Raw genomic sequence first — 21403 nt, 5'->3', positions numbered from 1 at the left:
GATAACGCGAAAGTGCAATAAGAGGCAAGACTTTGAAGCTTCATTTAGAGAAATTATTTTTATGGCTATTCTTGACATTGAGAGATGCCGATTTTATATCTAACACATGCTAGCACTCGTAATTTGAGAGTGCTAGCAAGAACTTTTAAGATTAATTCAATTATGTTCAGTTTTAAGGATTTAAAACATGGCTAATATACAATTCCGCCCACTTCACGACCGTGTCGTTGTCCGTCGGGTTGAATCTGAAAATAAAACGGCTGGTGGGATTATCATCCCTGATACAGCAAAAGAAAAACCCCAAGAAGGCGAAGTGATTGCTGTTGGCAATGGCGCTCTCGATGATAACGGAAAGCGCGTGCCTTTAGAAGTCAAAACAGGAGACCGTATTTTGTTTGGAAAATGGTCTGGAACTGAAGTCAAGATTAATGGGGAAGACCTCCTCATCATGAAAGAATCTGACATTATGGGAATTATGGGCTAATTGAAGCACTTAGTTTTTCATTGTGTACTATTTTGAGAAAACTCCAAGGAGAAATTAAATGGCTGCTAAAGAAGTCAAATTTGGCCGTGAAGCGCGTGAGCGTTTGTTGCGCGGTGTCGACATCCTTGCTAATGCTGTTAAGGTGACACTCGGCCCTAAAGGTCGCAATGTGGTGATTGATAAATCATTCGGTGCGCCTCGTATCACAAAAGATGGTGTATCCGTTGCAAAGGAAATCGAACTGGAAGATAAGTTCGAAAATATGGGTGCACAAATGTTGCGCGAAGTTGCTTCTAAAACCAATGATATCGCTGGTGATGGAACAACAACAGCAACTGTTTTAGGACAAGCTATTGTGCAAGAAGGTGTTAAAGCTGTTGCTGCGGGCATGAACCCAATGGATCTTAAACGTGGGATTGATGCTGCTGTTGAAGAAGTGGTGGCAAACCTCTTCAAAAAAGCAAAAAAAATTCAAACTTCAGCAGAAATTGCACAGGTGGGAACAATTTCCGCTAATGGCGCTGCTGAAATCGGTAAAATGATCGCTGATGCTATGGAAAAAGTGGGCAATGAAGGCGTCATTACCGTTGAAGAAGCTAAAACCGCTGAAACGGAATTAGAAGTCGTTGAAGGAATGCAATTTGACCGTGGGTATCTTTCCCCTTATTTTGTCACAAATGCTGAGAAAATGGTCGCTGATCTTGATGATCCTTACATTCTCATTCACGAAAAGAAATTGTCTAATTTGCAATCTCTTCTTCCTGTGCTTGAAGCTGTTGTTCAGTCTGGAAAACCACTTCTCATTATTGCTGAAGATGTGGAAGGTGAAGCTTTGGCAACGCTCGTTGTCAACAAATTGCGTGGTGGTTTGAAAATTGCTGCTGTAAAAGCTCCTGGATTTGGTGACCGTCGTAAAGCAATGTTAGAGGATATCGCTATCTTGACATCCGGACAGGTTATTTCTGAAGATGTGGGCATTAAACTTGAAAATGTCACTTTGGATATGCTTGGACGTGCAAAGAAAGTGAATATTTCTAAAGAAAACACCACCATTATTGATGGTGCTGGACAAAAGGCTGAAATTACTGCTCGCGTCAATCAAATCAAGGCTCAGATTGAAGAAACAACTTCTGACTATGACCGTGAAAAATTGCAAGAAAGACTTGCTAAACTCGCTGGTGGTGTTGCTGTTATCCGTGTGGGTGGTGCAACAGAAGTTGAAGTGAAAGAAAAGAAAGACCGTGTTGATGATGCTTTGAATGCAACACGTGCTGCTGTTGAAGAAGGTATTGTTGCTGGTGGTGGTACCGCATTGTTGCGTGCAGCAAATGCGTTGACCGTTAAGGGAAGTAATCCTGACCAAGAAGCTGGTATTAGTATCGTTCGTCGTGCTCTACAAGCACCAGCGCGCCAGATTGCAAGCAATGCTGGTGAAGAAGCCGCTATTATTGTGGGCAAAGTGCTGGAAAATAATGCTGACACTTATGGTTACAATACCGCAACTGGTGAATTCGGTGATTTGATTGCTTTGGGAATTGTTGATCCTGTGAAAGTTGTGCGCTCTGCTCTTCAGAATGCGGCTTCAATTGCGAGCCTTCTGATCACAACAGAAGCAATGGTTGCTGAAGTTCCAAAGAAAGATACACCAATGCCTCCGATGCCTGCTGGCGGAATGGGTGGAATGGGCGGAATGGATTTCTAAGCTCTTATTTCATAGAAGTAATAAAGAAACGGGCCTTCTGTGCCCGTTTTTTTTATGCTTTTCATGTTTTTCAACCGGTGAATTTGGTGATTTGATTGCTTTCAAGAATTGTTGATCCCGTGAAAGTTTTTGCGTTCTGCTCTTCAGAATGCGGCTTCAATTGCGAGCCTTCTGATCACAACAGAAGCAATGGTCGCTGAAGTTCCAAAGAAAGATACACTAATGCCTCCGATGCCTGCTGGTGGAATGGGTGGAATGGATTTCTAAGCTCTTTTCCATAGACGTAATAAAGAAACGGGTCTTCTGTGCCCGTTTTTTTTATGCTTTTTCACGTTTCATACAGTTTTTCCTTTTATGATAGTTTCTTTATCTTATAGGATTGTTCTATTCTCCTCTGGTTGATCTACCGTTATTGTGAATGAATTTCACTCTTAATCCATAGCTTTTTCTCTTGTTTTTATGAAAAATGTTTCTATTGTGCGGGGATCGTGGTTTCCTTTGAAAATATTGTGCTAATAAAAATATAACTATTTGATTTATAATTATTTATTCCTAATACAGTTCTGTTTTTTCATTTCAGGTTTATGCATGCATCGTTAAAAAATCCTGGGTTTGTGCTTCATAAGGTGAGAGGTCACTACGGTTTTTATGAACCAACGCAATCATTAAAAGTCAGTAGTTAAAAAGAGTCAGTAGTTAAGAGTTAGTACCTATTGAGCGTTGGAAAGACAGAGTTGAAAAGAGCATGATGGGGCTGGTTTGTTTTTTATGAATAAGATGCTGGTATTTCAAGCTTTTGCATAGGAGAATAAGCATCTCTCTGTTTCGTTGATCTCTGAAATGGGGAGACTGCCCCATTTCAGAAGCTTAAAGACAAAAGCTAATTTTTCGCCTTGCTCTCATCTTTTCTTCGGTAAGCTCATCACCTAAATTGGAGCCAAACCCATGTTGTTATACTCAAGTTCTGTTTGTTGCCTATATTGTGACAGAAAATTCTTGAGTGGGGAGCAATTTTTGAACTAAGGGGACCATGACAGTTAGCCGAAAAAAATCATGACAAGACAGTAGGCGTGCTTGTGTTAGAATTTTTAATGCTTCTGATGATAAAGGCACGCGAAATTTTGTTGTAGCCTCATGCCTTCTTTTCATATTTTCGAGCCAAGGATTTTCCATATATTCTCTTCAACTTGACCTTTATGCATAGAACATAAGGGAATTGAGAGGGTGGAAATTGAGAGGCAGGGAATTGAGAGGCAGGGAATTGGGAGGGGGAAATTGGGAGGCAGGGTATTGGGAGGCAGGGTATTGGGAGGCAGGGCATTGGGAGGCAGGGCATTGAGAGGGTGGAAATTGGGAGGCAGGGTATTGGGAGGCAGGGCATTGGGAGGGGGAAATTGGGAGGCAGGGTATTGGGAGGCAGGGCATTGGGAGGCAGGGTATTGGGAGGCAGGGCATTGGGAGGCAGGGCATTGAGAGGGTGGGAGGAGCCGGCTTGCTTTTTTATTCAACGTAAAGATGAGAGGCTTTATGTAAGGCTACCATTACATTGCTTGTTTATGCGCTTCTTTAAAAGAAATGTCTTTTAATACAAATTCTTGGCAATGTTATTTATGAAGAGTATAAAATCATTTGGATATCAATAGTTTATTAAAAAAATGTATGTTGGTATGATCCTTTTCTTATGTTACCAAAGTTGCTGACTTACGCGTTGGTTAAAAATCTCTCTTCATGCCCTTAAATTCATTTCATGAAAGCGTTTGTGAAGAGCACGACGTTTGTGAGGCGTGTAAAAATTTCTCGTGAGACATGAAAAATCATCAATAAAATCTCCATGTTTTCAAAAAATAACGAATGGCTTTTTATATTTAAAAGATTTAACACGTCTCACGTTTTTTATTTATTTTAGAGCTGAATATTCGATTTTTGTGTAAAAATACTTCCCAGCACATCTACGATCCGTGAAAAATCAAGTGCTAATAAGAAAATGATGAATATAATCCATTTCGTATAGCGTGACATCATTTTTACACTTTTATACGTTGTGATGATTTCTTGTAGGACTTCTTTTTCCTTTTCTGTAAGCTCTGTTTGTTTTTCTGTTTTTTTTCTAGCCATGTTTCCACCCACACAAGCCTTCCCCTTGTTTGTTATGCTTTAAAATATCTCTTGCGAGATTTGAACTGATGACATTGAGATCTTTTTTGTCTAAATAAATGGGCATCCAACCAACGCAAGAAAAAGGCTCATTGATTGTTTTTATCGCGCAACCAGTGAGTAAGAGCAGCGCGTACATCAGCATCACTTTTTTGATTAATTGCATTTTCCACCTCTAGCCGTGTTGTTGATGACTTTAGCGTTTTTTCTATTTGCTTTTGTTGTTCAACCTTCTTTCCAAGAGTGAAAGCTTTCGCTAAAGCGATAAAAAAAGCGGTCAGAGCCGCTCCTGTTATCATCAGATTTTTTTTCAACCACCACATCATAAGCGCTGCTCCCGAAACCGTTTTGCCACAAAGAAAATGCCAACGCAGGCGGCTAAAACCATAATGGTTGCTAATGCCCATTGGATGGGACCATTGCCTGCCAATAAGCCCCCAAGTCCAGAAAAAGAACCAATAATCGGTGTAAGCGCTTCTGCTTTGAAAAATCCCATTGGAGCTTGCGTTTCTACAGTTTGGTAGTTGGGAGAAACATAAGCCCCTTTTGCCCATAATCCCGATTCTGCTGCACGACGGTGCACTAAACCGTGAAGACGTTTTCCTCCTGCTTTAGTCCACTTTTGTAACTCAGAAGGGACGGCTTCATATTCGCCATTATTGAGTTTTTTGAGCAGGGTCGAATTACAAAAAGCCGATGTTCCTATATTATAGCAAAACGATACGAGCGCGGCGAATTGTTCATCCGTTAAAGAAACCGTCACATGTTTTTCAACGGTATTCTCAAACTGTCTTAAATCTTGAGAAAGAACTTCTTCTGCTTGTTTTTCAGTAATGATCATGCCCTTGTGAACGAACGGTTTGCCAGCCGCGCTGGTATGGCCATAGCCAATTGTCCACACCCCGATGGCATCTTTATAGGCTTGTAAACGCAATCCTTCCCATTGTTTAATGAGCGCAAGCCCTGCTTTAGATATTTTTCTCATTTGCTTCTCCATAAAATAAAGCCTCACGTTAACGTGAGGCTGGTTGACAGATTAAAAATGAATTTTTTCACGCTTCAAAAACAGAAGAGATGTGAAACTTTTATGAAATCAAAAGGTTGGTTATGACATCTTAGGAAATGGGGGAATGGTTGGTCAAAAGGGATAATAGTTGGGCAAAGAGGGGTAATGGTTGGCAAAGAGGGGTAATGGTTGGGCAAGAGGGATAATAGTTGGCAAAGAGGGGTAATGGTTGGGCAAGAGGGATAATGGTTGGTCAAGTGGGATAATAGTTGGGCAAGTGGGATAATAGTTGGGTAAGTGGGATAATGGTTGGGCAAGTGGGGTAAATAGTTGGCAAAGAGGGGTAAATAGTTGGGCTGGTGTTTTCCGTTAAGAGAGGTTGTTGATTTTAAGAGCTTGTCCTGGTGTTTTTGATGGAGCCCTTCTTGGGGTGCGGGAAGCTGTTGGGTTGATGCACGATAAGTGTGGTCTATTGCGGTTGTTTGGTCGTATGGCATTGATGTGGGGGTGTTTGAGATACGAAGTGGATACTCTCAGAAAAACAAGACATATGCTTTTACTGAAGACGAAAGCATTAAATATTTTATGTATCAAACGTTTTGCTTATCCAAAGAGTCTCATTGTTACACAGAGCTTTGGGCTAACAAGAGCTGTGGAATTTTGATACAATTTTAAGAGGGGCTGGTTTTTATAGGACAATGGTGCTTTTTCTTTAAGAGGAAAGTTGTTGGCTATTTTTGTTTTATGAGCGCAAAAGCTGGTTTGCTTAGAGAAATCTTAGCCGTAAAGTAGCCTCTCTTCGTTCTTTGATGAATAGGAATATGGAAAAAGCCTCACTTACATCGTTAAAGATTTGTATTCAGTGAGCCTTTTTTGGTGGGAGGAAATAGAAACAGTTTTTCCCTCTGTTGTTTTTAAGTTTTTTTCAAATCTCTCCCTCAGGGTTTCGCCTTTTTTGTTGACTGTTTCATGTTCAGCTTCCGGATGGACTTTTAAATATTGTTCTAGACGTCTTCTTCCTTGCGCATGTTTATAAAAAGTGGTTGGAAGATAGGAATCTAACTTTTCAGCAGATAAAGATGAGTTGGGTTCACATAATACACCCTTAACATTATCTTTGTGCAATCTTGCTAATTTATCAGATTCAAGATGAAGCTTTTTGGCAAGGCTTAAGCTGAACATCCCACATTCAGAAGAGCTTCGCTGAATATCCATTTCTGCCGTGGTAAAAGAATAAGGAGGCAGTTGAAGACATTGAAGGGTTTGATTTATTTTTATCCCTAGTTTGCAAGCTGTGATATTCTGAAATGTTGTAGGTTCAAGCATAATCAAAGAGATTTTCTCATCAACTTTTTGATAATCAAGGACGGCAAAGTGGATTTTGCTTCCCGAATTTACTATAAATCGGGCAGATTTTGCGTCGCTCTCAACGACTTCTTTTAGGGCGTGCGAAAACTCTTCTGCTGTAAGAGCCAATTTGAGATTCATTTCTGGATATTTGCTGTTTGCTTTTTCTACGAGAGCCGGCATCAATCTAATATCTGTGTTTTCATAATAAGCGTTAATCCAACGGCCGGTGACAAGATCATCTTCTAAGCCTGTAATAATATCTTTTAATTCGTCAGAACTCGGTGCAACATGTTCTTCTTCTGTTTGGATGGAACTTTGCATCAAACGTGCAATAAGGTCTTCTAAAGATTCATTTGCACCTGCTCCTTCTGGTGTTTGTGAGGAATGAGGGAGGGAAGAATCTTGTGGCTTCATAATCTTAGCCTCTATATTGATGATTGATAAATGATATTATTTCTTCAATTTTGGCTAAACAATGTTTGCAGGAAAGATTTTTATCTAAAAAAAACAAAGAGATGAAATCATCTTTATTTTAAAAAATTTTGTTACGAAAGAAAAAATCCCCTGCTTTTCAGAGTCAAAGGTAAGGTATCTTTTTGTCTTTTAAGAGGTCACGTTGCTTACTGTTTGCATCTTTACCTCAAAAGAAGATTTGCTAACAGCAATTTATGCCTTACCGTAAAGCCGCAGAGCTTCATTCTTTGTGAATGTGGAATATGGCTATGGCCAAAACGCTTATTACATCATTAGAGATTTGTATTCTGTGGCTCTTTTTCTGTGTTGTGAAACGGAAACAGTTTTTCCCTCTGTTGCTACCAAGCTTCTCTCAAACCTCTCGTTTAGGGTTTCGCCTTTTTTGTTTACTTTCTCCTGTGCTGCTTCTGGATTGGCTTTTAGATATTCCCCAAGACGTCTTCTTCCTTGCACGTGTTTGTAAAAAGAGGTTGGAAGATATGTATCTAACTTTTCAGGAGATAGAGGTGTATCTGGTTCACATAATACACCCTTAACATTATCCTTATGCAGTCTTTCTAATTTTTGAGATTCGGTATGAAGCTTTTTAGCGAGCGCTAAGCTGAACATTCCACATTCAGAAGAGCTTCGCTGAATATCCATTTCTACCATGGCAAAAGAACAATTGGGCAACTCATGCGCTTTAAGAGCCAATTGTGTTCTTAATGCCAGCACTGCTGGTTTCATATTGTTGAGTGTTGTAGGTTCAAAAAATATCACGGAGGTTTTGTCATCGATGGTTTGATGATCAATCACTGAAAAATGGATTCCCCTGTCCTTTGTGTGAATGATAAATCTAGAAGATTGAACGCCGTTTTCGATGGCTTCTTTGAGTGCAAGGGCAAAGTCGTGAGATGACGCTGCCAATTGAAGACGCATGTCGGGATATTTACGATTTGCCTGATCGACCAAGGCTGGCATTAGTTTAAGGTCTGTACTTGCATAATCAGCTGTGAACCAACGACCCGTTGAGATATCATCCTCTAAACGGGCAATGATACTTTTTAATTCTTCACGATTGAATGGGATATTTTTGCCTTTTTCGCTACTGGGTTGTTCTAAATGTGCAGTAAGAGTGTCTAACGATGCATTTGCACTTGCTCCTTCTGGTGTTTGTGAGGAATGAGGGAGGGAAGAATCTTGTGGCTTCATACTATTAGCCTCCATATTGATAATCGATAGGTGATATTATCTTCTTCAATTCTGGCTAAACAATGTTTGCAGGAAAGATTTTTATCTAAAAAAAACAAAGAGATGAAATCATCTTTATTTTAAAAAATTTTGTTACGAAAGAAAAAATCCCCTGCTTTTCAGAGTCAAAGGTAAGGTATCTTTTTGTCTTTTAAGAGGTCACGTTGCTTACTGTTTGCATCTTTACCTCAAAAGAAGATTTGCTAACAGCAATTTATGCCTTACCGTAAAGCCGCAGAGCTTCATTCTTTGTGAATGTGGAATATGGCTATGGCCAAAACGCTTATTACATCATTAGAGATTTGTATTCTGTGGCTCTTTTTCTGTGTTGTGAAACAGAAACAGTTTTTGTCTCTGTTGCTACCAAGCTTCTCTCAAATCTTTCGGTTAGAGTTTCGCCTTTTTTGTTTACTTTCTCCTGTGCTGCTTCTGGATTGGCTTTTAGATATTCCCCAAGACGTCTTCTGCCTTGCACGTGTTTGTATAAACGAGCTGGAAGATATGGATCTAATTTTTCAGCAGGTAAAGGCGTGTCTGGTTCACATAACACACCCTTAATATTATCTTTGTGTAGTCTTTCTAATTTTTGAGCTTCGAGATAAAGCTTTTTGGCAAGGCTTAAGCTGAACATCCCACATTCAGAGGAGCTTCGTTGAATATCCATTTCTACCATGGCAAAATGAATATTCGGAAATTGGTGATGTTCAATGGATTGTCGCGTTCTTAATGCAAGTAATGCGGGAAGCGTGTCACGCAGTAAGGTCGGTTCAAAAAAGATCAAAGATGTTTTATTATCAATGGTTTGATGATCGACAACCGCAAAATGAATTCCCCTATCTTGTGCGTTAACGATCAGCCTAGAAGATTTTATGCCCTTTTCGAGCGTTTCTTTGAGTGCAAGGGCAAAGCCGTCAGGGGGGCTTGTAAGTTTGAGATTCATCTCTGGATATTTACGATTTGCTTGATCGACCAAGGCTGGCATCATGTACAGATCTAAAATATCATAATAATTTTTGATCCAACTGCCATCGGCATTATGCTTTTCTAAACCGGCAATAATATCTTTTAATTCCGCACGATTAAAAGGGGTGTTTTTTATTTTTTCAATGTTAAGCCGTTCTAAATGTGCAGTAAGAGTGTCTAATGATGCATTTGCATGCGCCCCTTCAGGTGCACTTGCACCTTCTGGGGTTTGTGAGGAATGTGGTGGGGGAGAATCTTGTGGCTTCATAATCTTAGCCTCTATGTTGATGATCGATAAGTGATATTATCTTCTTCAATTCTGGCTAAACAATGTTTTGAAAAACAAGCCTTTGCATCTTGAAAGGTGAGGCGATGAGAGCATAATAATGCTGTTTTCATATTTATATGCGTGTATTGCTCATCATTGCTGTGATGTATGATATTGGTATTTTATGGGGGGATTATTAGGGCGTTCTATTGAGAGCCCTTATTGAATACCACTTGTTTTGAAAATCTCAAAATTATAGAGTTGTTGGTGATGCAAATTGTGTAATGCAAAAGAAAACAGTCAGAAAAGGACGAAAGATACCTTCAAACCGTAAAGTTTTAAACATTGTCGCGAAACACACTGTTTTATAACAGTTTATAATAACTTATAATAGTCTATGATAATGCGAAAATTTTACGATGAAATCTGGACACAGAAAACCCCTTGCCGCACCCATCATTAAATACGATTTTTCATATTCTGTCAACCGCAAAACGATTATTTTTCCTCCTTTATCGCGGGAAAAAATCTACAGAAAAAAGCTCATTCATTGGCTATGCAGCAAAATATATTGTTTTAATGGAAAAGTTTTTGATGTGGCAAAAAACATTTTCTCCTTTGAGAAAGGCGGGGACAAGATGAAGGGAGAATTGTGGTTTTGAAATCCGTGGTATTTTATTGATGGAATTAGGAAGGCGGTGGTTGGAAGGTGTTTGTGGAACAAAGCTTTAGGTATTGCGCAGGGGGTGTTCCGAGGGGATGACGAGGTGGGGGACTCGTGGGTGCTTAGAGGCGTGATGGCTCTTCGAGTGGCTGTTGGGGTCTCTAAAGGTTTCTGTATAAAGATTTATTGAGTAAATGCTTTTTCTCCTTTGAGAAAGGAGGGGAAAGGTGAAGGGAGAATTGTGGTTTTGAAATCCGTGGTATTTTATTGATGGAATTAGGAAGGCGGTGGTTGGAAGGTGTTGCGGGGCAAAGCTTTAGGTGTTGGCGATTTGTGGGGGTGATTGGGGCTGTGCTGGCTGTCGTATTAGTGGTGGTGTGATAGGTGTGGAGGGTTATCGGTGCAGTTGTTGATGAGGGAGGAGATTGTTGGTAGGGGCTTTTTCTTTCGTTTAAGGGATGATGCTTTTAATTGTGTCAAAAATCAACGGGTTGTTTTAATGATAAGCTATTGATTTATAGTGGATATTTTATCGTTATTTATCTTGAATGAGAAACCCAGATTATGCTGAAATAAAAGCCATAGCTCTTGTCCGTCATAAGATCAGAAGAGCCATATAGAATTGTACAAGAAAAGACGTAAAATGACGATAATGAATTGTCTGAAGAGCTAAGGATGTCGCGATATTGGGTGAAGTGTATGATGAGGGTGGTTTGTTACAATGGGGGTAGAGGGAAGAATGTTGCTGTTTTTTAAAGAGGGGGCAATATTTATCCTGCCCATGCCGTGAATATGCCGTGAATTATTGTCCTTTGAGGCATGGTTAAGTGAGGCATGGGTAGATATAAGGTTAAGTTTCTTTGACAGGTTGAAGTATTTTTTTAAAGGGCGTGGTGGATATTTTTAAGCTTGTTTGTTATGCGCTTTAAGCTTGTTAATTCTATGAAAGGGCAAGTTCAGTGGATCTCAAGTGCACCCTGCCAAAGGGGGCCTTTATAAAGGCGCTGGTTGGTTATAAAGAGGCATGTTATAAAAGGAGGGGGAGAATCTTTATCCTGTGAGGGGGAGGAAATGATGGGTGTTTTAGCCAAGGCTCTTTTGGGTAGAACTGTCAAAATGTTTATAAAGGGCATCAAGAATAATACGCAACGAACCAACAAGATTAGGCAGCGGTTGATCTTCTATAACAAGATAGTGTAATGCCGCATGGAAGTTGTGTTGACGATGTAGATATTGTGCTTCTTTAATCGCTTCTTGCATAGCTTCATAGTGTTCCGTTGCTCTTTGGACCCATTGCTTTTTTGCTTTCTCATCTGATGCGCTGTGCGTAAAACCATCATAATAACCGTTTGGTAAACCTTTTGCACATAAATAGTCGTTTCTAATTTGCAAGTATTGTTGCGCCGTGTCATATTGCTCTTTACTGATGCCTGATGAAGCCTCTTTATAGCCAAGCAAACAAAGACGCCCAATATAGGTTCCGACAAGCGGATTTTTCGCTTCTTCGAGGCTTAAACCAAAGTGTTTTGCACGCATTTCAATCGCAGATTGAAGCGCAGATTCGCTGGAATTTTGGGCACGTGAAATACAGCTATTGGGCTCTCGCTTTCCTGTTATTTTCGATCTACCGCGTTTTTTACGTATTTTCATGAACTTAACCATTTGAATGAAAAAGAAACTGTCTGTTGATGGGGGACAGTGATGTAAAAAGCACTTGGCGCAAATATTGGGGGGAGCAAATACTTAAGAGGGGGAAAATACTTAAAAAGAGGAAAATACTGGGGGAGTGAGCAAATACTGGGAAATATCAGCCGTTGCAGATCAAAAAACAAACGATACTAAAGGCGTTTTAAATGCAAAGAAAAGCAACGGTGTGGGGCGAAAAAATCATCTTTAAGGTGGTTTCTTACCTTTTTTATCTTATCCCTATCAGTCTTATCTTCCGCCCCTATCATGCTTATTTTTTTATTGCTAGCGGATTATTTGCTTTTTAAATATTTCTTAACTGTTCTTGAGAGATTGAAGGAAAATTTTTGTCAAATGTGAATGAAAAAATAACAATGGATTTCAAGGGCATGTCATCGTCTTTCTAATAGGAAGTTTTTTCTAATGGGATTATTTGTCTCTTTTTTCACGAGCGCTTTGTGGAAATTTTTCAATTCCACTTTTGAAAGGTCATTGTTTTCTTAAGTTGGAAGCTTTTTATTTGGGTTCTCTTATTTTTTTGTTGTTGGGCGCTTTCCCAAGATATTTGATATACATCACGCTGTTAAGCATACTTTTATCCTTTATAGGAGATATATTGTCTTCTGTTGAGTGGCAGAGAGCGGCAAAAAGCAAACCTCCGCATTCTATTATAATAGCATAAGATGCCCTATATTTTCAAATAAAATATCGTTTATCGGCTTAAAATAAACTGTGAATGATCTCGCTATTTTGTTTGGTGTATCCTTTATAAGTATCCTTTATAGAGTATAAAATTTTCCGTTTTAATGGATCTCATCATAAGACGAGGGGATGTCGTTTAAAGGACGGAATGCATTATCGAAAGAGGCTGTTTTTATAAGAAGAAAATGCCTTTATAAAAAGATGCTTTTATAAGAGATGCCTTGATGAATGTAGGGGCTATACAAATGTAGGGGCTGTGAGATATTTCATCTTTAATGAAGAATTTTTAAAATGAAGCCTTTTTGATTAAGAAGCTTTCAAATGAGGATTAAGGTTGTTTGTCGCACGTTTTTTATACTGGATAATCGATTGCTTGTTTGACTTTGTTTTGTGTTGCTTTTTAAAGAGCCATGTCTTAGGGCTCTCTTTTGCCCATTTTGCAAGGGTGCTCATGAAGGGTATAACGATAAAGTCCCCAATGAAATCCATATAAAGTTTGAATAATATAAAATCTATTGCACACTTCCATTTTTACGCTTGTAAAGAAGAAAGTCTATAGCATCACACATTTTGCCAGCTCTCATTGTTGAGACAGCCCTTGGCATTTGAGGCGCTTCCTTAGAGGCATTTATCATCCTTTCTTAATGTTTTACTCTATATGGCTCTTTCTGCTTGTAACGCACAAGAGACATGGTTTGGGTTGATTTAATATGGAATAGGTTTGGAATAAGACAATCCTACGGTATTTAGGGTTCTCATTTAATATGAAAAACAATAAATTGTTATAAATCAGCGTATTGTTTGTAAACTTTACACATCAGATATCTCTTAGATTGAATATTTTTGCTTGTTGAGTTTTGTGAAACATTGTCTTTTGAAGTGTGGGTAATAGATAAGAGGATACAATGGCATTTGTGCTTGTAAGGTTTAGGGATTGTATGTTGTCACGTATGAGAAATTTTAAAAATAGACTTAAAGGGGCTTATAGCGCGTGTTTCATGGTGAAAAGAGTGCTAGATAAACCGGTTTTGCTGGTTGCATGTTCTCAAAGAGTGAGTGGGCATGTTAGAAGTGAGAAAATATCCGTATGATCGAAGATAAATCACAACACCAATCTGCCCATAAGGGAAATACGGCTTTTGCGTCACAGCCCGTGTTAAATCAGTGTGCGGTTTTCAAAAAATGGACGGCTCTCTCAAGAAAAGATTACGTCATCATTTTGTGTTTGGCTATCCTCTTGTTGGTGCTTTTTGCCGCGACTGTCTATATGAATCCTTTGGAGTTTTTTCACGTTATATCCAAAGAACAGTTTCAAGCACTGGGACAAATGGAACAAGGAGATCTTCGAAAAATGATTAAGGAGATCTTGAAACAGCCTTTTGAAAATAATCCTGCAATCGTGTTTTTGCGTGACGCGGGATGGAATAGTGTTTGGGCTTTTTTATGTCTCTTGCCGCAAATGATTTTTGGTGTTCTTGTGGTGTTCTTTCCACTCTTTTTTGTCTTTAACGCTATCTCTAAACGGGAGGTGAAGGAAATGATGAAGCTGTGGGATACATTGCCAGAGCAGCAACAGCTAGACAACCAATTTCTCAACAGAACACAATAGGAAAATAAGTGGCTGCTTCTTTTATAAGTACTTTTGTAATTTTGACCACAGTATGGTGGAGTACTGTCATGTTTCTCGGGGAGATCATGATACTTTTTTCTACTCTGATGACAATCTTGGTACTTTATTATTCTTTGATAAAACGGACAATATTGTTGTGTGGGATGCGGCGGAAATTAAAAAAGGGTGCATTACAGAATTTGGGGCATAATCAGAAAGTCAGCATAGGACAAAATACAGTTTGTGCAATAAAGTTCAGCCCCCTTTCTTTTCAAGAATCTTTGGAACTTTCAAGAAAAGATTATTATATCATCTTTTTTCTAGCTTTCATTGTGATTGTGGTTTTCGCAGTTTTGCTCGCTTTTTTTGCTTTTTTTCCAAAATCTGTGATTTTTTTACACAATTATATGCCTCTATTGTTTAAGGTTGGCGTTTTTGGCATGCAGCTGCTGTTTTGGTTTTGTGCGTGTATTGTTGTCGCTTTACCTGTCATTTTAATCTTCCATAGTCTCCTTCATTATGGCGTGAAAAAAACAATAAAGAAATTAGAAATGGTTGCTTGAGAAGAGAATAAAAATGATGATTTCACATCAATGCGATAGGGGAAACACGTGACTATTGTTATAAAATTTTTGGCTTTTTTAGGGTTCACCATCATTGCCATTGTAATGTTTATGGTTATGATCCGGCTTCCTTACCGGTTGATCAAACATATCAGGTTATCTTTTAAACTCTCTCAAGACTTGAAAAAGAGTACAACGCAAAAAAAGCAAGCCATACAACAATTGTGCAATGATCTGGGAGAAATGAAAAGACACAATCTCGCCCATAAGACCCTTGATGCGACAATGCGCTTTCTTAACTTCAAAGAATTTCTGCCTCTTTCTTCAAAAGAATGTAAAATAATCTTTTTTATCTTTATCCTCTTTACTGTTTTGCAATCTGCTTTCTTTGTCGCAAATTTGGTATGGTGGAAGAGCGATATGGTCGGCGTTATCATGCAGCTGTTGAGCATTCTATGGTTTGGGCTTCTTCTCTTTTTTCCGATCATTGGGATCATGTGTATAAAATTAACGAGAAAATTGAACAAAAAACTTCAACAATTGAAAGAAGCAATACAACAACGCGATCAGGCAATTCGTATGAAGAATGGGCGTGGAGGATAAAATGACCAGTAGTCTTATAACATTAATGGCCTTTTCTTTCCTGTTCTTTATGGTCTTAAATGTTTTATTGTGGGTGCCAATCGTTGTCATTTATTACCTGTTTATCAAGCGTGCGCGGCTTTATTGTCGCGTGAAAAAGGAACTGAAATGCGTGCTGAATGAACGCGATATCGCCTTAAAACAGAACTCCCCAAAATAAAAAGCAGCAGAATGTTTGATAAAAAACAGCTTTCTCTTGTTTGGCAAGACTATAAAAAAATATGCTATCTTTCTACGGTCATGGCGACTGCTCCAATAGTTATAACTGTTGTCGTTAAGATATGGAGAGGGCAGGACTTTGTTTCTCTTGTCGTATTCGAGCCACTGGCATGGCTGCTTGCCTGTACTTTTTTATTCTTACCGATTGTTTTTATTATGCGTTTTATCGTGACCCGTCAGTTGAACAAAATGATACGGCAATTAGAAGAAGAGGTTGAGCAGAAAGGAGCTCCCGTCATATTATACGATGTGAGCGAGGGGAAAAAGTGAAGAGAGGCTTTCGTTGAGCCTTGCTTTTGACTTGTTCATTAAGGAGCATGGGGTGCACTTCTCGTTTTATGCCTTTTTATATTTGTGTCGTGTTTTGAAAAGAATTGAGGCTCTTGCTTGAGTAGGATCCTTGCTTGAGTGCTGAGGGGAAAGTGAAGAGAGGCCGCTCTTGGACTTTACTTGCTGTTTCTGTTCTCTTAAAGAGAGAAAATCTTGTAACTTATTTTCTTTTTATCAAGCATAAAAATGTGTTTTACCAAGCGATATTGAGAGCGAAAAATCTATACTTAAAGCAAAAGATATTCTGGTGTTTGGGGAAAAAAAAGCCCATTTTCTTGCAGGTGGAGAGGCAAGACGCATAGAGAAGGTGAGCCAAAAGCACACGTTTTGCTCCATAGAAAGTGTAACAGTGCTTTTAAAGAGCTTGGGGTGGAGGGGGAAAATTGAAAGAAAAGAGGGACATCTATTTATTTACGAGACCGTTATTTATTTACGAGACCGTGAAGGACAGTTTCTCTCTCTGGATGAAAAAGGTTTTGTGCAATTTGGTTATGGAATTGTGAGAGGCGCTGGTATTCATGCGGCGGCTTGCCAAATGATTAATCCTTATCATTTTAGGGCTTTATCATTTGGGGGGGGCCAGATTGACAACGAGGCATTGAGGCAAAGGGGTGGATTTTAAGGCAAAGGGATTGAAATTTCTTGAGGAAGAGGTAAGCGTAAGGCATTTATGCTGTGTACTTGAGGAAGTTTTTGATGAGGCAATGAATGAGGTTGATCTGGGACTGAGGTTGATCTTGTCCGCGTGCTTGGCTTTCAATATGCGGGCACCACCTTGGGGATAGGGGGGGTGGCTTGTAAGCGCCTCACGTATAGTGCTTCATGTATAAGCGCGTATAGGGCAAATGAACAAAATACGTAGAGGGGATTTATAATACTTGCATTACTCTGAGAAGGGTGCTAAGCGAATTTACCGCGCTGGTGGCGTGCTATCAAATATTGAAGAGTGGGAATTTTAGAAGTGGGGGAGTATCCGTATGATCGAAGATAAATCACAACATCAATTTGCCCATAAGGGAGATAAGGCTTTTGTATCGCAGCCAGTGTTGGATCAATCAGAAGCTTTCAAAAAATTGACGGCTCTTTCAACAGGCGATTATATCATCATTTGTTGTTTGGCTATCCTCTTGTTGGTGCTTTTTTCCGCGTCTGCCTATATGGATCCTTTGGAATTTTTTCACGTTATATCCAAAGAACAGCTCCAAGCACTGGGACAAATGAAACAAGAAAGTCTTCAGGAAAGACTTCAGGAAAGTCTTAAACACCCTTTCCAAAATCCTATAATTCAGCATGTTCTTGATGCGGGGTGGAATAGTGTTTGGGCTTTTTTATGTTTCTTACCGCAAATAATTTTTGGCGTTCTTTTTGGTTTTTGTCCGCTCTTTTTTGTCTTTAACGCCGTATTTAAACGGGATGTGAAGGAAATGATGCTACAATGGGAAACCTTGCCAGAGCAGCAACAGCTAGACAATCAATCTCTTAACAGAAGACAATAGGGGGAAAAGTGAGCGCTTCTTTAATCATTGGAATGTTGATTGACGTAGGAACGGCAATTTTTATTTGTTCTGCAATTTTTATGGTATTCCTTTCTACCGTGGTGACAATCGTTGCACTTTATTATTCGTTGATAAAACGGACAATCTTGTTATTGGTGACGCAGCGAAAATTAAAAAAGGGTGCAGCGCAGAATTTAGGGCATTATCAGGTAGAGGGTAGAGGACAGAGGACAGTTCTTGCAACACAGTTGCGTGCCTTTTCTTTTCAAGAATCTTTGCTTCTCTCAAAAAAAGATTATTTTATGATCTTTTCTATCGCCTTCGTTATGGTTGCACTTTGCACAGGTTTTGTCGTTTTTTCAGCTTTTCTTCCAAAATCTGCGGTTTTTTTGCACAATTACGTGCCTATGATAGTGCTTCACATTATTGATTTTGTCATGCGACTGCTGTTTTGGGTCTGGACATGTATTGTTGTTTCTTTACCTGTCATTTTAATTCTCCATAGTCTCCTTCAGTATGGCGTGCAAGAAACAGTAAAGGAATTAGAAACATTTGTTTGAGCAGAGAATAAAAATGATGATTTCACATCAATGCGATAGGGAAAAAAAGGGAGCATTATGATGCAGCATTTGGTTTTTTTAGGGTTCATTATCATTGCCATTTTAATGGTTATGGTTATGGTCAGGTTTCCTTACCTGTTGATCAAATATATCAGGTTATCTTTTAAACTCGCTCAAGGCTTGAAAAAGAGTACGACGCAACAAAAACACGCCATACAACAATTGCGCAATGATCTGGGAGAAATGAAAAGACACAATCTCGCCCATAAGACCCTTGATGCGAAAATGCGCTTTCTTAACTTCAAAGAATCTCTGCCTTTTTATTCAAAAGAATGTAAAATAATCTTTTTTATCCTTATTCTCTTTTCTGTTTTGCAATCTGCTTTCTCTATTGCAAATTTTGTATGGTGGAAAAATGATAGTGTTGCCTTTATCATGCAGCTGTTGAGCCTTATATGGTTAGGGGTTCTTCTCTTTTCTCCGATCATTGGGATCATGTGCATAAAGTTAACAAGAAAATTGAACAAAATACTTCCACAATTGGAAGAAGCGATACAACAACGCGATCAGGCAATGCGTATGCAGAATGTGGAAGGGGGACAAAATGACGAGTAGTCTTATAACATTAATAGCCATTTCTTTCCTGTGTTTTACGCTCTTAAGTGTTTTAATATGGGCGCCAATCGTTGTCATTTATTACCTGTTTATCAAGCGTGCGCGGCTTTATTGTCGCGTGAAAAAGGAACTGAAATGCGTGCTGAATGAACGCGATATCGCCTTAAAACAGAACTCCCCAAAATAAAAAGCAGCAGAATGTTTGATAAAAAACAGCTTTCTCTTGTTTGGCAAGACTATAAAAAAATATTCTATCTTTCTACAGTCATGGCGACTGCTCCAATAGTTATAACTGCTGTCGTTAAGATATGGAGAGGGCAGGACTTTGTTTCTCTTGTCGTATTCGAGCCACTGGCATGGATGCTTGCCTGTACTTTTTTATTCTTACCGATTGTTTTTATTATGCGTTTTATCGTGACACGTCAGTTGAACAAAATGATACGGCAATTAGAAGAAGAGGTTGAGCAGAAAGGAGCTCCCGTCATATTATACGATGTGAGCGAGGGGAAAATGAGCGAGGGGAAAATGAGCGAGGGGAAAATGAGCGAGGGGAAAATGAGCGAGGGGAAAAAGTGAAGAGAGGCTTTTGTTGAGCCTTGCTTTTGACTTGTTCATTAAGGAGCATGGGGTGCACTTCTCGTTTTATGCCTTTTTATATTTGTGTCGTGTTTTTTTAAAGAATTGAGGCTCTTGCTTGAGTTGGTGCTCTTGCTTGAGTGCTGAGAGGAAAGTGAAGAGGGCTTTTATTGAGCCTTGCCTTTGACTTGTTCATTAAGGAGCATGGGGGACACTTCTCGTTTTATGCCTTTTTATATTTGTGTCGTGTTTTGAAAAGAATTGAGGCTCTTGCTTGAGTAGGATTCTTGCTTGAGTGCTGAGGGGAAAGTGAAGAGAGGCCGCTCTTGGACTTTACTTGCTGTTTCTGTTCTCTTAAAGAGAGAAAATCTTGTAACTTATTTTCTTTTTATCAAGCATAAAAATGTGTTTTACCAAGCGATATTGAGAGCGAAAAATCTATACTTAAAGCAAAAGATATTCTGGTGTTTGGGGAAAAAAAAGCCCATTTTCTTGCAGGTGGAGAGGCAAGACGCATAGAGAAGGTGAGCCAAAAGCACACGTTTTGCTCCATAGAAAGTGTAACAGTGCTTTTAAAGAGCTTGGGGTGGAGGGGGAAAATTGAAAGAAAAGAGGGACATCTATTTATTTACGAGACCGTGAAGGACAGTTTCTCTCTCTGGATGAAAAAGGTTTTGTGCAATTTGGTTATGGAATTGTGAGAGGCGCTGGTATTCATGCGGCGGCTTGCCAAATGATTAATCCTTATCATTTTAGGGCTTTATCATTTTTGGGGGGCCAGATTGACAACGAGGCATTGAGGCAAAGGGGTGGATTTTAAGGCAAAGGGATTGAAATTTTTTGAGGAAGAGGTAAGCGTAAGGCATTTATGCTGTGTACTTGAGGAAGTTTTTGATGAGGGCAATGAATGAGGTTGATCTGGGACTGAGGTTGATCTTGTCTGCGTGCTTGGCTTTCAATAGAACACCCTTCCTTGGGAAAAGGAAATTGTGCTATCTCTCAAGTGGCTTCTTCTTTACTTGCACACCCTTGGGGCTTTGGTATTGAGGGCTGATATTAACATTTGGCAGCTTTCTCATAAAAGCTTTATGGAAGATGAAAATTTGGGCTTTGAAAAAAAATATCGAAAAAATCAATTTGGGCCGGTTTTGTTGATGATTCAAATCGTCATAAAGACAAAGCAACCTCGTTACGATTTTCTTGCACTCGTTTGCTTCTTCTTTGGAAAGCAGCTTATCTTTCTGAAAATAAAAAGAGCACTTAGAATTTTAGAGTCAGAGACCCAAATTTGTGCAATAGAAGAAGATATTTTATGAAAATTTGATCGAGGAGAAAAGAGAAGCCTTAAGATAATAGGGGGTACACTGTGAGTGATGAAAACATGATGTTTGAAGGTGATGAAAAAAAGGCACCCCTGATATTGTCTTTATAAAAAATGAGGGATACAAGCGCTTGATATTGATGAACCCTCATTCATTGTGAGGACGAAAGCTTCGGTTCATGAAAATGGCTTAAAAATTGAAACAAATGAGGGATAAAAAATGAGGGGCAATGGAAAAAATGCATCATTGGATGAAGAGTTACGGTCTTTTTCGCTGGAAGAAGCGTTTTTGACAAGCAAAAATTATAAAGTCATCTTTTGCATTGCTTTCATTGTGGCAGCTTTTATAATGGCATTCTTTATGTTTTTTAAGTGGGATTTGACAGGGTGGTGGAATTATATCCTGTTCATTTTAACATTAATATTGGTTTTTATATCAGCGCTTCTTTTTGTACTCATTCCTGTTGCCTTTGTGGTCGGTATCATCTTTACGCGTTTGTTGAAAAAAAAGATCGATAAGTTGGATCAAGAAATCTGGCAGAGAAGAAAAACGGCTTACCAACAAAACAGCGTGTGAAGGGAGGGCAGAAAATGAATACTGGTCTTTATATATTCTCATGCGTTTTAGAAGAGACCTTCTCTTCGTGCGATGTTTGAAGGTGATGAAAAAATGCACCCCTGATATTGTCTTTATAAAAGATGAGGGATACAAGCGCTTGATATTGATGAACGCTCATCCATTGTGAGGACGAAAGCTTCGGTTCATGAAAATGGCTTAGAAATTGAAAC

25 protein-coding genes and 1 pseudogene are annotated in these 21403 nt (G+C 39.1%); 17 read left to right on the top strand and 9 right to left on the bottom strand.

Annotated features, from left to right (window positions below):
• Nucleotides 1-187 precede the first annotated feature (187 nt).
• From groES to groEL, 3 genes and pseudogenes are all read left to right on the top strand, one after another.
• Nucleotides 188-484, top strand: coding sequence for a co-chaperone GroES (gene groES / locus ACFING_RS05105; protein ID WP_005774667.1), 297 nt, complete (start codon nt 188-190; stop codon nt 482-484).
• Between the two features lie 58 nt (nt 485-542).
• Complete coding sequence (gene groL / locus ACFING_RS05100) at nt 543-2186, top strand: chaperonin GroEL (RefSeq protein ID WP_375606493.1); 1644 nt, start codon at nt 543-545, stop codon at nt 2184-2186.
• 73 nt (nt 2187-2259) lie between these two features.
• Nucleotides 2260-2453: pseudogene (groEL, locus tag ACFING_RS05095) on the top strand (chaperonin GroEL); the annotation flags it as partial.
• A gap of 708 nt (nt 2454-3161) precedes the next feature.
• Here the strand turns inward: groEL and ACFING_RS05090 are convergent.
• Nucleotides 3162-3359, bottom strand: coding sequence for a hypothetical protein (locus ACFING_RS05090; RefSeq protein WP_375630098.1), 198 nt, complete (start codon nt 3357-3359; stop codon nt 3162-3164).
• Between the two features lie 51 nt (nt 3360-3410).
• On the opposite strand from ACFING_RS05090, the gene ACFING_RS05085 reads away from it, so the two are divergent.
• Nucleotides 3411-3659 carry a hypothetical protein gene (locus ACFING_RS05085; RefSeq protein WP_375630097.1) on the top strand — a complete coding sequence of 83 codons (249 nt, stop codon included), beginning with the start codon at nt 3411-3413 and terminating at the stop codon, nt 3657-3659.
• 429 nt (nt 3660-4088) lie between these two features.
• Here ACFING_RS05085 and ACFING_RS05080 read toward each other — a convergent pair whose 3' ends face one another.
• From ACFING_RS05080 to ACFING_RS05065, 4 genes are read right to left on the bottom strand one after another with little or no spacing between them, the layout of a single operon-like run.
• A complete protein-coding gene (locus ACFING_RS05080) occupies nt 4089-4301 on the bottom strand; it encodes a hypothetical protein (RefSeq protein ID WP_375610233.1) in 213 nt (70 codons plus the stop codon).
• Entirely contained in the window at nt 4294-4506 is a 213-nt protein-coding gene (locus tag ACFING_RS05075) for a hypothetical protein (RefSeq protein WP_375621581.1), read from the bottom strand. The genes ACFING_RS05080 and ACFING_RS05075 overlap by 8 nt, the downstream gene beginning before the upstream one ends.
• Nucleotides 4430-4666, bottom strand: coding sequence for a hypothetical protein (locus ACFING_RS05070; RefSeq protein ID WP_375621580.1), 237 nt, complete (start codon nt 4664-4666; stop codon nt 4430-4432). The genes ACFING_RS05075 and ACFING_RS05070 overlap by 77 nt, the downstream gene beginning before the upstream one ends.
• Nucleotides 4663-5325 carry a lysozyme gene (locus ACFING_RS05065; protein ID WP_375630096.1) on the bottom strand — a complete coding sequence of 221 codons (663 nt, stop codon included), beginning with the start codon at nt 5323-5325 and terminating at the stop codon, nt 4663-4665. Before ACFING_RS05065 ends, ACFING_RS05070 begins: the two co-directional genes overlap by 4 nt.
• Before the next feature lie 403 nt (nt 5326-5728).
• On the opposite strand from ACFING_RS05065, the gene ACFING_RS05060 reads away from it, so the two are divergent.
• Nucleotides 5729-6010 (top strand): hypothetical protein, encoded by a 282-nt coding sequence (locus ACFING_RS05060; protein WP_375630095.1) that lies wholly within the window; start codon nt 5729-5731, stop codon nt 6008-6010.
• A gap of 173 nt (nt 6011-6183) precedes the next feature.
• Here the strand turns inward: ACFING_RS05060 and ACFING_RS05055 are convergent, their stop codons facing one another.
• From ACFING_RS05055 to ACFING_RS05040, 4 genes are all read right to left on the bottom strand, one after another.
• Nucleotides 6184-7110 (bottom strand): YopJ/AvrA family T3SS effector serine/threonine acetyltransferase, encoded by a 927-nt coding sequence (locus ACFING_RS05055; protein WP_375630094.1) that lies wholly within the window; start codon nt 7108-7110, stop codon nt 6184-6186.
• A 324-nt stretch (nt 7111-7434) separates the two neighbouring features.
• Complete coding sequence (locus ACFING_RS05050; RefSeq protein WP_375630093.1) at nt 7435-8361, bottom strand: YopJ/AvrA family T3SS effector serine/threonine acetyltransferase; 927 nt, start codon at nt 8359-8361, stop codon at nt 7435-7437.
• A 325-nt stretch (nt 8362-8686) separates the two neighbouring features.
• Nucleotides 8687-9631, bottom strand: a complete 945-nt coding sequence (locus ACFING_RS05045; RefSeq protein WP_375610230.1) for a YopJ/AvrA family T3SS effector serine/threonine acetyltransferase — start codon at nt 9629-9631, stop codon at nt 8687-8689.
• A gap of 1747 nt (nt 9632-11378) precedes the next feature.
• The gene (locus tag ACFING_RS05040) at nt 11379-11945 is read right to left on the bottom strand and encodes a hypothetical protein (protein ID WP_375613260.1); all 567 of its coding nucleotides are present in this window, start codon (nt 11943-11945) and stop codon (nt 11379-11381) included.
• Between the two features lie 1825 nt (nt 11946-13770).
• Here ACFING_RS05040 and ACFING_RS05035 point away from each other — a divergent pair.
• The 12 genes from ACFING_RS05035 to ACFING_RS04980 all read left to right on the top strand — a co-directional run bounded on the left by ACFING_RS05035 (nt 13771) and on the right by ACFING_RS04980 (nt 21191).
• Nucleotides 13771-14292: a hypothetical protein gene (locus ACFING_RS05035; protein WP_375621575.1), complete on the top strand. Its 522-nt coding sequence runs from the start codon at nt 13771-13773 to the stop codon at nt 14290-14292.
• Nucleotides 14293-14300: 8 nt separating this feature from the next.
• The gene (locus tag ACFING_RS05030; protein ID WP_375630092.1) at nt 14301-14855 is read left to right on the top strand and encodes a hypothetical protein; all 555 of its coding nucleotides are present in this window, start codon (nt 14301-14303) and stop codon (nt 14853-14855) included.
• Between the two features lie 48 nt (nt 14856-14903).
• Complete coding sequence (locus ACFING_RS05025) at nt 14904-15458, top strand: hypothetical protein (protein WP_375630091.1); 555 nt, start codon at nt 14904-14906, stop codon at nt 15456-15458.
• Between the two features lie 210 nt (nt 15459-15668).
• Complete coding sequence (locus ACFING_RS05020; protein WP_375630090.1) at nt 15669-15986, top strand: hypothetical protein; 318 nt, start codon at nt 15669-15671, stop codon at nt 15984-15986.
• 307 nt (nt 15987-16293) lie between these two features.
• Nucleotides 16294-16668 carry a hypothetical protein gene (locus ACFING_RS05015; RefSeq protein ID WP_375630089.1) on the top strand — a complete coding sequence of 125 codons (375 nt, stop codon included), beginning with the start codon at nt 16294-16296 and terminating at the stop codon, nt 16666-16668.
• 355 nt (nt 16669-17023) lie between these two features.
• On the top strand, nt 17024-17542 hold the full coding sequence (locus ACFING_RS05010; protein ID WP_375621570.1) for a hypothetical protein: 519 nt from the start codon (nt 17024-17026) through the stop codon (nt 17540-17542).
• Nucleotides 17543-17550: 8 nt separating this feature from the next.
• Nucleotides 17551-18102, top strand: a complete 552-nt coding sequence (locus tag ACFING_RS05005) for a hypothetical protein (protein ID WP_375630088.1) — start codon at nt 17551-17553, stop codon at nt 18100-18102.
• Nucleotides 18103-18159: 57 nt separating this feature from the next.
• The gene (locus ACFING_RS05000) at nt 18160-18717 is read left to right on the top strand and encodes a hypothetical protein (protein ID WP_375621568.1); all 558 of its coding nucleotides are present in this window, start codon (nt 18160-18162) and stop codon (nt 18715-18717) included.
• Nucleotides 18718-18915: 198 nt separating this feature from the next.
• Nucleotides 18916-19293, top strand: a complete 378-nt coding sequence (locus ACFING_RS04995; protein WP_375630087.1) for a hypothetical protein — start codon at nt 18916-18918, stop codon at nt 19291-19293.
• Nucleotides 19294-19969: 676 nt separating this feature from the next.
• The gene (locus ACFING_RS04990; protein WP_375630086.1) at nt 19970-20113 is read left to right on the top strand and encodes a hypothetical protein; all 144 of its coding nucleotides are present in this window, start codon (nt 19970-19972) and stop codon (nt 20111-20113) included.
• 268 nt (nt 20114-20381) lie between these two features.
• Nucleotides 20382-20609: a hypothetical protein gene (locus tag ACFING_RS04985; RefSeq protein ID WP_375630085.1), complete on the top strand. Its 228-nt coding sequence runs from the start codon at nt 20382-20384 to the stop codon at nt 20607-20609.
• A gap of 225 nt (nt 20610-20834) precedes the next feature.
• Nucleotides 20835-21191 (top strand): hypothetical protein, encoded by a 357-nt coding sequence (locus tag ACFING_RS04980; RefSeq protein WP_375630084.1) that lies wholly within the window; start codon nt 20835-20837, stop codon nt 21189-21191.
• Nucleotides 21192-21403 lie beyond the last annotated feature (212 nt).

This window comes from Bartonella sp. AP150HLJHH, from assembly GCF_042196385.1.
Taxonomy (GTDB): Bacteria; Pseudomonadota; Alphaproteobacteria; order Rhizobiales; family Rhizobiaceae; genus Bartonella.
Note: the sequence above shows the minus strand (reverse complement) of the source record. Positions and strands in the feature narration are given on the sequence as shown.